General features: G+C 69.7%; 9 protein-coding genes. 4 read left to right on the top strand and 5 right to left on the bottom strand.

The window, feature by feature from the left end:
* The first annotated feature begins 163 nt into the window (after positions 1-163).
* The 4 genes from A6A27_RS33315 to A6A27_RS33300 all read left to right on the top strand — a co-directional run bounded on the left by A6A27_RS33315 (position 164) and on the right by A6A27_RS33300 (position 4,398).
* Positions 164-976, top strand: a complete 813-nt coding sequence (locus A6A27_RS33315; protein WP_274534614.1) for an SAM-dependent methyltransferase — start codon at positions 164-166, stop codon at positions 974-976.
* A gap of 207 nt (positions 977-1,183) precedes the next feature.
* Entirely contained in the window at positions 1,184-2,149 is a 966-nt protein-coding gene (locus tag A6A27_RS33310; RefSeq protein ID WP_073838634.1) for a carbohydrate ABC transporter permease, read from the top strand.
* Positions 2,146-2,976: a carbohydrate ABC transporter permease gene (locus A6A27_RS33305; protein ID WP_073838633.1), complete on the top strand. Its 831-nt coding sequence runs from the start codon at positions 2,146-2,148 to the stop codon at positions 2,974-2,976. Before A6A27_RS33310 ends, A6A27_RS33305 begins: the two co-directional genes overlap by 4 nt.
* Positions 2,977-2,994: 18 nt before the next feature.
* Positions 2,995-4,398 (top strand): ABC transporter substrate-binding protein, encoded by a 1,404-nt coding sequence (locus A6A27_RS33300; protein ID WP_083673080.1) that lies wholly within the window; start codon positions 2,995-2,997, stop codon positions 4,396-4,398.
* Positions 4,399-4,526: 128 nt separating this feature from the next.
* On the opposite strand, the gene A6A27_RS33295 is transcribed toward A6A27_RS33300, so the two are convergent.
* From A6A27_RS33295 to A6A27_RS47805, 5 genes are all read right to left on the bottom strand, one after another.
* Positions 4,527-7,181, bottom strand: a complete 2,655-nt coding sequence (locus A6A27_RS33295) for a M36 family metallopeptidase (protein WP_241825576.1) — start codon at positions 7,179-7,181, stop codon at positions 4,527-4,529.
* A gap of 519 nt (positions 7,182-7,700) precedes the next feature.
* Positions 7,701-8,687 (bottom strand): TrmB family transcriptional regulator, encoded by a 987-nt coding sequence (locus tag A6A27_RS33290; protein ID WP_073838631.1) that lies wholly within the window; start codon positions 8,685-8,687, stop codon positions 7,701-7,703.
* Positions 8,688-8,824: 137 nt separating this feature from the next.
* Positions 8,825-12,532 carry a S8 family peptidase gene (locus tag A6A27_RS33285; RefSeq protein ID WP_073838630.1) on the bottom strand — a complete coding sequence of 1,236 codons (3,708 nt, stop codon included), beginning with the start codon at positions 12,530-12,532 and terminating at the stop codon, positions 8,825-8,827.
* 180 nt (positions 12,533-12,712) lie between these two features.
* A complete protein-coding gene (locus A6A27_RS33280) occupies positions 12,713-13,273 on the bottom strand; it encodes a DUF305 domain-containing protein (RefSeq protein WP_241825575.1) in 561 nt (186 codons plus the stop codon).
* Positions 13,274-13,353: 80 nt separating this feature from the next.
* Entirely contained in the window at positions 13,354-13,440 is an 87-nt protein-coding gene (locus A6A27_RS47805; protein WP_443190024.1) for a hypothetical protein, read from the bottom strand.
* Between the last annotated feature and the right edge of the window lie 55 nt (positions 13,441-13,495).

Genomic DNA, 13,495 nt, shown 5'->3' with positions numbered 1-13,495 from the left:
CGTCCAGGCCACCGAAGGTGCCCGGCCCCGGACAGCTCCCGACATTGGACAGCGCAACAGCAAGCTCCTGGAGACCACTCGCCCGACCGCGCCGCGCTAGGCTGTGCCGAATTCGCGAATCGTCCTCAGTGGGAGGTTGCTCGTGCGGCAGGGTGACGAGGCAGTGACAGATCAGCACCAGCCGGCGTCCGCCGGCATCGACGCCACCGTGCCGCACTCGGCGAGGATCTACGACTACTGGCTCGGCGGCAAGGACAACTTCGCCGCTGACCGGGCGGTGGCGGAGGCACTGGTCGCCGCGATCCCCACGATTCGGGCGATGGCCGCCGAGAACCGGAGCTTCGTGCACCGGGTGGCGCGCTACCTCGTCGGGCAGGCGAGGGTACGGCAGTTCCTCGACATCGGCACCGGCATCCCGACCCGGCCGAACCTGCACGAGGTCGCCCAGCAGATCGCCCCGGAGACCCGGGTGGTCTACGTCGACAACGACCCGATCGTGCTGGTGCACGCGCGTGCCCTGATGATCAGCACCGACGAGGGGCGTAGTGAATACATCCACGCCGACCTGCGGGAGCCGGAGAAGATCCTGCAGGACCCGGCGCTGACCGGCACGCTCGACCTCGACCAGCCGGTCGCCCTGACCTTGATCGCGATCCTGATGCTGCTCAAGGACGCCGACGACCCGTTTGGCAAGGTCCGGGTGCTGATGGACGCCCTGCCGTCGGGCAGCTATGTGGCCATCACCCACCCCACCGGGGACTTCGACCCGGAAGCGATGGCGACAGCCGTCGCCTCCGCCAGTCACGGCGGGATGACTCTGGTGCCCCGGAGCCGGGACGAGGTCGCGCGCTTCTTCGACGGGTGGGAACTGATCGAACCGGGAATCACGCCGGTGATGGCCTGGCAGCCCGACAACGGCGCGCCCAGCGATCCGCACGCCGCCTACTACTGGGCGGGAGTGGCTCGCAAGCCGTAGACTCCGCCGCCCTGGTGGCCACAGTCGATAGCACGGGCCTCGGCACCACCCCACCCACCAGCCAGCCAGGCCGGCGGGTGGTGGTGGCTGACCGTGCCCGCAGTTGTCATTTCGGACGGTCAGACTTCCAGCGCTGGAGATAATTTCCGGCCCCGAATGCGGGGTGTAAGGATTTCTTCTTATCGATGTCGTTGATACTGTGCTGCCGTGCCTCCCCCTCGCACCGTCAACGCACCACCTGCCGACCGTGCCCCGACCGGGGAGACCACTCGCTCCGGCGGCCCGCGTGGACAGCGCCTTCGCCTCCGCGAAGCCGGTCTCGGGTGGTTGCTGCTGCTGCCGTCGGTGGTGGTGTTCGCCCTGTTCGTGTTCTGGCCGCTCGGGCGAACCCTGTACCTGTCGGTACACGGCAATGACATCTTCGGCGCCCCGTCGGCGTACGTCGGTGCGGACCACTACCGGGAGATGCTGTCCGCGGATTTCGGTCGGGTTCTGGCCACCACCGCGTTGTTCACGCTCTTCTCGGTGCTGCCGGCCGTGGCCGGCGCGCTGGTCGTGGTGCTGCTGCTGGAGGCACGCATCCGGGGCGTACGGGTGCTGCGGACCGCGTTCGCGTTGCCCTTCGCGTTCTCGGTGGCAACCGCCTCGGTCATCTTCGCGGTCATCTACAACCCGGCGATCGGGGTGGCCAACGGCCTGCTCGGCGCGTTCGGGATCGACCGGGTCAACTGGCTGACCGATCCCTCGATCGCGCTGCCCGCCGTCTGCGCGGCGACGGTGTGGATGAACTTCGGCTACAACATCCTCGTCCTCTCCGCCGGTGTGGCGGCCATCCCGCCCGAGGTCGTCGAGGCCGCCCGGCTGGACGGCGCGACCGGCTGGCGGCTGGCGTCGCGGATCACCGTGCCGCTGCTCTCCCCGCAACTGTTCTTCCTCGTCGTGGTCTCCACGATCCACGCCCTGCAGAGCTTCGGGCAGATCCACATCCTGACCAAGGGCGGACCTGACCAGGCCACCACCACGCTGGTCTACTCGATCTACGAGAAGGCGTTCGCCTTCGGCTCGGCGGACTTCGGCGCGGCCAGCGCGCAGGCCGTCGTGCTCCTGGTCATCATGCTCGCCTGCACGGCCGTGCAGTTCGGCATCCTCGAACGGCGGGTCCACTACCGATGAGGAAACCCTCCCTCGGCCAGGTCGGCGTCTATGTCGTGCTCGGCGTGGCCGCGATCCCGGTCCTGTTCCCCGTCTACTACGGCTTCGTCGGTGCCGTGATGGGCCCGGGCGACCTGGCGACCTACCCGCCCGCGCTGGTGCCGACCGAACTGCACTGGCAGAACGTCGCCGACGTGTTCCGGTCGGTGCCGCTGGGCCGGTTCTATCTCAACTCCGCGGTCCAGGCCGGGGTCATCACCCTGGCCCAGGTCGTCACCAGCATCGTCGCCGCGTATGCGTTCGCGTTCCTCCGCCTGCCGGCCAGGGCCGCCACCTTCGGGCTGTTCCTCGCCACCCTCATGGTGCCGTGGGAGTCGATCATCATCCCCAACTACCTGACCGTCTCCGGTTGGGGGCTGGCCCGCGGCAGCCTGACCTACCTCGGCCTGGTGCTGCCCTTCCTCGCCTCGGCGTTCGGCACCTTCCTGCTACGGCAGGCCTTCCTGCAGTTCCCGGCCGAGTTGCGGGACGCCGCGGTGATCGACGGCTGCGGCCACTGGCGGCTGTTGTGGCGGGTCCTCGTGCCGCTGTCCAAGCCGTCCATCGCGGCGGTCGGCGTGTACGTCTTCCTCTCGGCCTGGAACCAGTACTTCTGGCCGCTGATCCTGATCCGGGACACCGAGTTCCAGACGCTCCAGATCGGCATCTCGCAGCTCAACGACGCGGAGGCCGCACAACCAGGTCTGGTCCTCGCCGGCGTGGCGCTCTCGCTGCTCCCCACGCTGGCCGTCGTGATCCTGGGTCAGCGCTACATCGTCCGCGGGCTCACCGCCGGCGCCCTGCGTTGAACCGACAGAAGGAGAAGCATGACAAGACTTCGGCTCCGCCGAACCATGGCGGCATTCGTCGCCCTGGTGGCCGTCGCGGCGATGGGCGGGTGCGGCGGCTCGGGATCCGATGCCGGCGGCGACGCGCTCGACGCACCCGGCGCCGAGGTGCTCGAGAAGGCCACGGGCAAGACCACCATCGAGTTCTGGCACTCGATGAAGGGACCGAACGCCCAGGCGGTCGACCAACTGGTCGCCGACTTCAACGCCCAGAGCGGGGGCAAGGTCGAGGTCAAAGCGGTCTTCCAGGGCAGCTACGACGAGACGATCGCCAAGTACAAGGCGTCGGTCCAGCAGAAGAGCACCCCAGCGCTGGTGCAGATCTACGACATCGGCACCCGCTTCATGGTCGACTCGAAGCAGGTCGTGCCGGTCCACAAGTTCGTCGAGAAGGACGCTTTCAACGCCGCCGACATCGAGCCGAACATCGCCAGCTACTACTCCATCGACGGCAAGCTGTGGTCGATGCCGTTCAACTCCTCCACGCCACTGCTGTACCTGAACAAGGAGGCGTTCGAGCGGGCCGGCCTCGACCCGACGAAGCCGCCGCGCAACCTCACCGAGATCGGGGAACTGGCGAAGAAGCTGACCGTCAAGGACGCCAGCGGCAAGACCGTCCAGTACGGCTTCGGCGCCGCGATCTACGGGTGGCTGCTGGAGCAGTTGCTCGCCACCGACGGCAAGGAGTACTGCGACCACGGCAACGGGCGTACGGGTCTGGCCTCGAAGGTCCAGTTCGACCAGGAGACCGCGGTAGGCGTCGCGCAGTGGTGGACGGACCTGGTGAAGGGCGGCTACGCGACCAACACCGGGCGCAAAACCGACGACGCGCAGGCCGCGTTCAAGGCGGGTACGGTCGCCATGCATCTGGAGTCGACCAGCGTGCTGCGTGGTTACGTCGACGCGGCGAAGGGAAAGTTCACCGTGCTCACCGCTCCCTACCCGAAGGTGGGCAGCTCGTCGGCGGGTGGCCCGATCATCGGCGGGGCCTCGCTGTGGATCGGCGGTGTCGGGCACAGTGCGCAGGAGAAGCGGGCTGCCTGGGAGTTCGTGAAGTTCGCGTCCAGCCCGGCAGCGCAGGCCAAGTGGCACACCGGCACCGGCTACGTGCCGATCAACGCCAAGGCCCTGGAGGAGCAGATCGACAAGGACTGGATGGCGAAGTTCCCGCAGTTCCGCACCGCCGTCGACCAACTGCACGCGCTGCCCCCGTCGGTCGCGTCGGCCGGATGCCTGCTCGGTGTGATGCCGCAGGCGCGCAAGGCGTCCGAGGACGGGCTGGAGGCGGCGATCGTCGGTAGCAAGCCGGCGGAGCAGGCCATGAAGGACGCCGCAGCCAGCGTGCAGGGCGCCATCGACAGCTACAACAAGTCCGTCGGCTGACCGTCCGGACAACCCGGGCTGGACTCGGCGACGATGAGGGCCAGCTCCATGCGGAGCTGGCCCTCATCGCTTGCCGCGCCGCCGGAGGGAGCGTTCCTCGTCGGGACGCTCCCACCGGCAGCGAGGGCTCAGCTGGTGAACTTGAAGTAGGCCCGGTGCTGGAATCCGTTGTCGAGGGTCAGGACGAACTCGCGGCAGGTGCCGGCCCAGGACGGGTCGGTTTTCCACGGGTAGTTGTACTGGCCGTTGGCGTTGACCGACATGCTCGATCCGCCCGGGTTGCGGGCCGCGACCGGGGTCGGCCGCGGGGTGGTGGCGCCGTCGGGGCCGACGGTCTTGAGGGTGTCGCAGTCGACCAGCCGCGAGTACGGCGAGCCGCTGGCGAGGATGTTCAGACCGCGGTCGGCGGCGAGCTTGAACTTCATCGGTACGGCGTCACCGGCGACGACGGTGTTCAGCGCCGGCTGCGCCGAGCGGCCGACGAAGTCGCCCCGGCAGGACGGGTGGGTGTCGAACGCCTCGGTGTTGTCGTTGCGACCGGTGGTGCCCTGCACCGCGCTGTAGCCGAGGCCACGGCGGGCGAAGGAGCCCCAGAGGATGCAGGCGTTCTCCCCGCCGGTGAGCGCGGCGTCGGCGGCGATGATCGCGTTGCGGCCGGTCACGAAGCCCGGGCCGCAACCCTGCATCTTCAGCCCGTCAATGACCAGCTGCAGCGCCAGGTTGTTACCGCCGGTGTTCCACGCCTCGTAGACGTTCGGGTTGAAGCCGTGGCGGTCGACCAGGTTCCAGGTCATGTCCCACAGGATCGAAGCCCAGCCGTGGCCGATGCCGTGCGGAGCCGCCAGCGAGGTGCCGTCCAGCCAGCCACCGGTCTTGATGCTGTCGTAGGTGAACGGCTGGATCTCCATGTTCCGCGAGTACGGCCGCGGCCGGATGCCGTCACCCACCCGGCTGTCCTGGAACAGCGCGTACTGCCCGTAGCCGCGGGCGTTCTCCGGGTCGTCGATCGCGGGGTTGAGCAGCGCGGTGATCGCGAGGAAGTCGCTCCAGCCCTCGCCCATCTGCTCGTCGCCGGTGAGGCAGTTGACCGTCGCGCCACCGGTCAGCCGGTTGGAAACACCGTGGCCGTACTCGTGGAAGATCGTCTCCGAGCGGAACGAGGCGTCCCGCATCGCCGGCCGGGCCAGGTTGCGGTGCACCCGACCCGCGGCCGGCAGGCCGCCCTTGATGCGGTTTCCGTCGGCCTGGCTCACCATGACCGCGGGAATGCCGACCGCCGGGCTCATGGATCCGCTCATCGCCGCCGGGGCGCCCGCCACGTTGTTGACCACCACCACGGCGGCGGCGCCGGCCGTCTCGGCGTTGGCCACCTGGGTGTAGAAGTTGCAGCCGCTGGTCCGGTCGACCACGGCGATCGCACCCTGGGGCAGGGTGTAGGCGGTGCAGCCGTCGCCGGTCGCCCCGACGCCGTCGTTGACCAGCACCACCTCGCCGGCGAAGCCGGCGCTGGTGGGCGCGGGCGTGAACCGCGCGTACTCCGCCTCGTAGGTGCCGGCGGCGGACCCCGCGTCGATCGTCACGGCGTTGGGCAGGCCGAACTGGTTGCCCGGCCAGAGGAACATCTGCATCCGGGGGCGACCGCCGTCCAGCGCCGGCGTGGAGAAGTTGGCGTTGTTCTGGCCGGAGCCGTCGTGCGCCTCGCACTGCACGTCGTCGCCGCCGGTGCCGCCCCGGCCGTAGTTGTTGACCTGGAAGTTGCCGGACGCCTCGTCGAAGCCGTACCGGTAGGTCAGGTCGTGGACCATGTTGCACCAGTAGAACTGGTTCACCACGGCGGCCTGGGTGTAGGTCTGCGGGTGCTCGTTCAGGTCGGCCGGGAAGTTGAAGGTGAGACCGGCGCCGCCCTCGGCGGAGCTGCCGGGGTCGATCTGGTTGTTGGCGTCCCGGTCCGTGTAGGCGTGCGCGTTGTTGCCCCGGGTGATGGTGTACTCGGCGCCCGGGGCACCGTTGGTGTCGTGCCAGCCGTACGGGGAGGCGTCCCCGTCCGCCGGGTTGGTCACCACGGTCTGCGGGCCGTCGTTCGGGTCACCCTTCGGGAACTCGAAGACGCGGTAGCTGGACCCGTCATCGACCGGGCTCGGGGGGCGGACCTTGGTGGCGGGGGTGCTGGTGGTGGCAACCGTCGTGGCGGGGGCCTCGCGACGGCCGAGCGTCGCGGCCAGGTCCTTCGGGCTGTCGTGGTCGGTCCAGTCGTCGGCGTTGAGCAGCTCGCCGCTGTGCGCGTCGACGCTGGCGTTCCACAGGTGGGCGTCGGAGGAGTCGTCGATGACCAGCTGCCAGGCCAGGCGCAGCCCGTCGTCGGTCGGCTGCCACCCCAGCTTGGCCGGGATGGGCTGGTCGGAGATGCCGCTGCCGGACACCACCGTCCGCTGCGCCGCACCGCCGCTGCTGCTCATCACCTTCGGGTTGGCCGGATCCGCCAGATCGAGGCCGTCGGCGGCAGCCTGCACGGCCTCGACCGCGTCCAGGGAAGCGGCCCCGGAGGCCTTGTCCGACAGGCCGGACACCAGAGTGCCAGCGCCACCGACGAAGATGACACTGCCGTCCCGGGCGATGCTCACCGTCGTCACGGCCCCGAACACGTCGAGGTCCTTGTACCGCTGCGCCAGGTTCACCTGGGTGACCCCGTTGTGGCGGCTGGTGGAACTCGACGCCACCACGAGATCGGACAGGTCACCGGCGGCGACACCGAAGTCACCGGGATGAGCCCGCAGATAGGACATGGCGATGTCCTTCGCCGCGCCCTCATTCGGGCCGGTCAGGAAAATCGGATTCTTCGGACCAGGCCCATCGGGCTCAGCCCAAGCCGGTCCCGCGGTCAACGACGTCGTAGCCGCGACCAAGGTCGTGGACAGCAACAACGCGGCGTTGCGACGACCACGGGACGGACGCCAATGCAGAGGCACCGTAGCTCCTTTCGGGGGTTGAAAAAGACAGCACGGAGCACCGATCCACCACCGCCACCCGGCGGCCCGCCACGACCATCCGCGGCACTCGCCCGGCGGTCACGTTCAGTAACCAGACCCGTGCGAGGTGAATCGCATCGACGCTACGGTGCCCTTTACCAGCCGATCATCCGACGAGTGGCGAAACATTCGGCCAGCACCTCCTACGCCTGTCGCGGTTCACCCGGTGACGCCAAAGTGGAGATCCGCGTGCGGCGGAAACCGCGAGATCCGTTGCCGAAACGGGGCTTACGAGGCAGCGCTCCGCAGTGGACGCCGACCGGGCGCCCGGACCGGTCACGCCCAGTTGTGGCGGGCGGCGTACCAGCCGAGCTGCATCCGGCTCTGGACGCCGGCGAGATCCATCAGGTAACGGAGGCGGCGTTGCAGCGTTCGCAGGGACAGGTCGAGCTGGCTGGCGACCGCCTGATCCGTGAGTCCGGCCAGCAGCAGAGCCAGGATCCTGCGGTCCAACCCGGTCGGCGCCGCCGAGTCGGCGCCCTGGGCGTCCTCGGTGGTGAGCTCATCGAATGCGGACACGTTGAGTGGATGGGCGTGGCGCCACACGATTTCGAACAGCGCGTCCATGGCGGACAGCAGGCCGCTGCGGTGCAGGAGCACGGCACCGGGTTCACCGCCCGATTCGGCCGTCAGCGGCACCAGACCCAGGTCGGCGTCGGCCAGAACGAGTTTGATCGGTAGCGACTCGGCCACCCGTACCTGGACGCCTTTACGCAGCGATGCGACGGTCTCGGCGATCATGCCAGGTTCGGCGAGCGCCGCTCGTTCCAGCACGACCCGATACTCCACCCCGCGGTCCATCATCACTGTTTCCAGCGCGTTGGTGCCGGGGGGCACGGCGACGAACGGGGCGGTAACGAGGTTTCGTACCAGAGCCCGGGCGGCGTGCTGCACCTGGGCGAACCGGTGTCGGATCCCGTCGACCCCGGTGACCACCTCGATCAATTCGCTGATGCTCCGACCTGCCATCGCGACGCGGTGTTCCTCGGCGAGGGTGACGAGTGCCAACTCAGCGGCGTGCAGGCCATCCCGCCGTTCGCTGATCAGCGCGCCGAGCGCGACCGCAGGCGGCGCGGCCGAAAATTCGCCGTCGGGCGTGCGTTTCACCAGCCCGTCCGCCATCAGTTGCGACAACGCCGCTCGGACCGTCGGTTCGGGGAGGTGGGTGGCATCCGTGAGGTCGGCTGAGCTGACGGCTGCGCGCCCGACCAGCTGGCGGTAGACGGACTCCTCGTCGGTGCTCAGACCCAACGCGCCCAGCATCGGCGGCTGCCTCCCCTCCACCTGTCGCTGCGGGGAGAGTATGCGCCACAGTGTTGGATCTTGCCCAGACCCAGGTGAGAAGGGGAAAGACGGGACGAGCCCTGGGACGTCGCCGCCCCAGGGCCCCTCGAACGGTCTCACCGGAGGCCGTACGCCCGGATGATCTCCTGCTTGATGCTGAAGCCGGCGTCGGTCGTGCCGGTGGCCCGCACCGACAGGAAGCCGCCCGGCTGCTTCGCCAGCTTGAGCTCACCGTTCCACCAGTCGCCGGTGTCCTTGCCCAGGGTCACCTGCTGCCAGTTGGCACCGTCGTCGTACGACACCTCCAGGGTCACCGAGGTGACGTTGCCGGTGCTGGGTCCGCCGCCCGCCTGGGGGATCGGCTTGAGGCGGATCCCCTCGGTGGTGCCCGCCTTCACGTCACCGTGCAGGTCGGTGTCGAGGCGGTACTCCATCTGCAGCAACGCGAACGGCTCGAACCTGTCCGACTGGTTGGAGCTGGAGACGAAGTCCCACTCGGTGTGGGTGCGGGTCGACAGCCGCCACTGCTCGGCCGGGCGGGATGCGTCCAGCACAAGGCGGTAGGGCAGCGTGCCGGCCGGCACCGACTTCCACTGCAGGTCGGACGAGTACTTGTTCTCGTACAGCAGCCGGTCGCCCTGGTAGAGCTTCATGTTGGCCGGCACCGATCCATACTGCAGGTTTCCGCCGTGCTCCAGCCCGTCCCCGGACGGGCTCCACGCCTGGACGTTGATGGTCATGTTGTCGCGGTAGCGGCTGTTCTGCACCGCGAACGCCCGGTTGAACGCCGGCCGGATCGCCGGCGCGAACCAGTCCTGGCGGGTGGTGCTGCCCTTGGCGTACGTGTTGCGGTTGGCCGTGTCCGTCCAGCTGCCCTGCACGTGCGACTCGTGCCAGACCTGGTCCGGGGTGACCCACTCCGTGCGGGTGCTCGGGTGCCACTCCCGCTCCGCGAAGCCGAGGGACGGGGTGAGGGTCACGTCGTAGCGGTAGCCGCCGCCCTCCATTCCCTTCGTGATGTTGTAGTAGTGCGCGTCGATCCGGGCGAGGTCCTGCCGCGTCGGGTGGTAGCTGAGCGCCTTGTCCGGCACCTGCCCCGAGTAGTCGCGGGCCAGGTCGTAGACGAAGCTCGCATAGGGCACCTGGTTGGTGATCAGCCGCAACGCGCCGGTCTTGGCCAGACCGATCAGTTGCGCTCCGGCGTCGCGGTGCACGGTGGCGACCGGGATCGGCGACGTGCCGACCGACTCGTTGAGCACGCCGAGGCCGTCGTTGACGACCAGCAGCAGCTTCGCCCCGGCGGCCACGGCGGCGGCGGTACGGTCCTTGGCGCTGACCGTGTCGCTGCGGGTCACCACCACGGCCTTGCCCTTCGCGTCGAGCGTGGCGTAGTCGGCGGCCGCACCGGTGCCCGCGTAGACCGCGGGCAGGGTCACGTTGCCGGCGGTGAGCGTGCTGCCCGGCTGGACCGTGACGTCCACCGGCGGCATACCAGGGACGTCCACGCTCAGCATCGGCTCGCCCTTGCGCCACCGGGTGACCATCGTGAACGACCCCTGGGTGACCTTGTCGGTCGGCGTGACGTAGAGGTCGTCGTACTTGATCGGCACGATGAACCCGTCACGGAAGCTGTCGCCGTTGGCGTACTTGACGGTGTAGTCGAGCTTGCGCTGCCGGTCCTGGCTCCGCTGCGGCGCGACGGTGTCCAGCAGGCGCGCCTTGCTCGCGTCCAGCACCACCTCGGCTCCGGAGCCGTCGAGCGCGGTCTCCGGGTCCACCAGCAGGGCGAGGCCGAGCGAGTCGGCTCGCTCACCCGGAACGTCCAGCGTCGACTCGACCGTGTAGGTGCCCGGCGGCATCCGCAGCGTCATCTCACCGTCGACGGTGAGCACCCACGGGTAGAACTCGCCGGCCTTCTTGATCACGACGTTCGAGGCGGCGGGCTTGCCGTCCCGGCCGATCAGCTTGACCTTCAGGTCGTAGCGCTCGTCCTCCTTGAGCAGGCCCAAGGAGGTACGGGTGACCGCGGTGCCCGTGGCGGCGTCGGTGCCGACGAGGTAGGCGGTGAACTGGCCGGTGCCGGGCTTGGTCGGGTCACCGGTGAGCGGCACCCTCGCGCTCCCACCCGCGGGCACCGTCACCGAGGAGGCGCCCAGTGCGAACGGGCCCGAACCGGCGATCGCCAGGTTCAGCGTCACGGCGGTGCTGCCCGAGTTGGTGAACGTCGCCTGCTTGGTCACCGGGGCGTCGGTGGGCTCGTGCGGCCAGTCGAAATTGCCGAAGAAGACCGAGCCGCTGGCCCGGACAGTCGCCCGCACGGCGGCGGCGACGTCGAGCCGGCCGGTGCCCACCTCGTACGCCGAGTACCCGGCGGCCAGCCCCTTCGCGCTGCTCATCAGCGCGTCCTTGAGCTGCGCGCCGGACCAGTCGGGGTGACGCTGGGCCAGGATCGCCGCGGCGCCCGAGACGTGCGGGGTGGCCATCGAGGTGCCGCTGATGCTCCGGTACAGGCCGGAGCCCGTGGTCATCTGCTGCGAGCGGGCGGCAGTGATGTCGACGCCGGGGGCGGTGATGTCCGGCTTGAGGGCACCGCTGCGCACCAGCGGACCGGTGCTGGAGAAGTACGCCAACCGGTCCTGCTTGTCGACGGCACCGACCGTCAGGGCGCTGGCGGCCGAGCTGGGCGTGCCGATGCTCTGCGGCCCGGCGTTACCGGAAGCGATGACGAACAGCGTGCCGTACTGCGCGGACAGCGTGTCGACCGCCACCGCCATCGGGTCGGCCCCGTCGGACAGCGTCGGGTCGCTCAGGCTCATGCTGACCACGTCCGCCCCGGATTCGGCCGCCCACTGCATGCCGGCGAGCACCCAGGAGTCCAGGCCAGATCCGGCGTTGTTGAGCACCTTGCCCACGATGAGGTCCGCGCCGGGCGCGACACCCTTGTACGAGCCGCCGGACGCCGCACCGGTGCCCACGATCGTCGAGGCGACGTGGGTGCCGTGACCGTTGACGTCGGCCGTGTCCTCGTCCGGTACGAAGCTGACCTTGTCGTCGATCTGGTTGACGAGGTCGGGATGACTGGCGTCCACGCCGGTGTCCAGTACGGCGACCTTCACCCCGCGGCCGTCGTACCCGGCAGCCCACGCCTCCGGAGCGCCGATCTGCGGCACGCTCTCCTTGAGGCTGGCGGTGACCCGGCCGTCCAACCAGAGCTTCTCAACGCCATTGGCGAGCGCCGGGCTGGACCCGGGGCCGGCCGGGGCAAGGGTGCTCCAGAAGGAGCGGGTGTGCCGCTTGTCCACCGCCAGCGCGGCGGCACCGACCCGCCGCAGGTCGCGGAGCAGCGTCGCGCCCTGCGGCGGGACCGGCTTGGCCGTACGCGCCCTGGCCGGCGCGTACGTGCTGATCAGCGGCACGCTCGCGGTCGTCCCGTCGTCGTAGCCCATCTCGATGAGATCGGTGACGTTGAACAGCCGTCGGTCCAGCTTGTCGGCGGCCAGCAGCGGCAGTACCTCGTCGGGCAGGACGAACAGGTCTTCGCCGCTCTCCTGCAGGTGCACGCCGCCGGTGGCGTTGTCGGGCCGGTCGACATCGACCGTCTCCGCGCCGCCGACGGAGGTGGTCACCGTGACCACATCGCCGGTGATCAGGGTAACGGTGTGCGTGGACTTGATCGGAGCCTTGGGGGCGGTGGCGGGGTTCGCCGCGGTCGCCGGCGCCTGGACCGCAGCGATTCCGCCAGTGATCAGGCCGGCCGCCGTCACGGCGGCGATCAGCCGCCGCCGGACCCGGCCAGGCATAGAGGGCGGTAATAGTGATGACATGTGAAACGTTCTACCGCCGGCGTCGCAGCCAGGTGAATAGCTGTCACTGGCGGAGTCGCGCCAAGGCACCACCCCGCCACCGGCAGACGCCGCCATGGAACAGCGGCGGGAACGCGAGCAGGCGAGTAGGGACGGCCGGCCGTCAGCTCTTCCGGAGGGGCGGTCCGCCGGTCCGTAGCGTCATCGCCCGGGCGGCGCGGCCGGAAGCTTCGCCATCAGCTCGACCTCGGCGGTGCGCGACCGTTCGATGCGCCGGGCCAGCTCCCGGACCCGCTCGCTGCTGCCGGCACGCACCTGCGCCCGGGCCAGGCCGGCCGCCGTCCGCTGGTGCGCGCTGAGCACGTCCAGGAGCACCCGGTCCACGTCGCCGGGCGCGGCGGCGCGCAGCCGGGCGAGGCCGGCGACGGCGTCGCTGTGTCCGGAGTGGTCGTGCCGGGCGGCGACGGCCATCGCCGAAGGGCCGGCGTCGCGCAACCAGCCGCGCATGCCGGCCAGTTCGTCGGTCTCGGTGACGTCGATGGCGGCGATGAGCGTACGGATCCGGGTGTCAACCGCGCGGTCGAGCCCGACCCGGACGATCTCCAGGGTCTGCTCGGTGTGCGCCACCATCATGGTCAGGAACAACACGTCGATGCCGCTGGTCGGGGTGTCGGCGGCCGCGCTCGGTGCCGGGGCGGGCCGCGCCGGGTCGGGTGCGCATCCGGCGGTGGACAGCAGGACCAGCAGCACGACGGCGGACACCAGGCGACGGATGCCGTTTCTCCGTTGCGGCGACCGGGCGTCGGGTGCGGCGCACGCCGGGCGTGGCCGCACCCGTCCGGTCAGACCTGGAGCCACAGCGCCGGGGTGTTCGGCGGTTCCCAGCCCGCGATCGTGGCGGACGCCTGGCGGCGGCAGCGGTACGTCAGGCCGTTTTGACATCCTCTTCCGCCTAAAGGACTCCGTTGGGAAATCCGTAATAGC

The sequence above is a fragment of the Micromonospora sp. CB01531 genome (genome assembly GCF_001905095.1).
Lineage (GTDB): Bacteria > Actinomycetota > Actinomycetes > Mycobacteriales > Micromonosporaceae > Micromonospora.
The sequence above is the reverse complement of the archived record's forward strand: the minus strand, read 5'-3'. Positions and strand labels throughout refer to the sequence as shown.

Coding starts and splice junctions, on each gene's coding strand:
- A6A27_RS33305 (WP_073838633.1), top strand. CDS start 2,146: ATGAGGAAACCCTCCCTCGGCCAGGTCGGCGTCTATGTCGTGCTCGGC.
- A6A27_RS33300 (WP_083673080.1), top strand. CDS start 2,995: ATGACAAGACTTCGGCTCCGCCGAACCATGGCGGCATTCGTCGCCCTG.
- A6A27_RS33295 (WP_241825576.1), bottom strand. CDS start 7,181: ATGTCCTATCTGCGGGCTCATCCCGGTGACTTCGGTGTCGCCGCCGGT.
- A6A27_RS33290 (WP_073838631.1), bottom strand. CDS start 8,687: ATGCTGGGCGCGTTGGGTCTGAGCACCGACGAGGAGTCCGTCTACCGC.
- A6A27_RS33285 (WP_073838630.1), bottom strand. CDS start 12,532: ATGTCATCACTATTACCGCCCTCTATGCCTGGCCGGGTCCGGCGGCGG.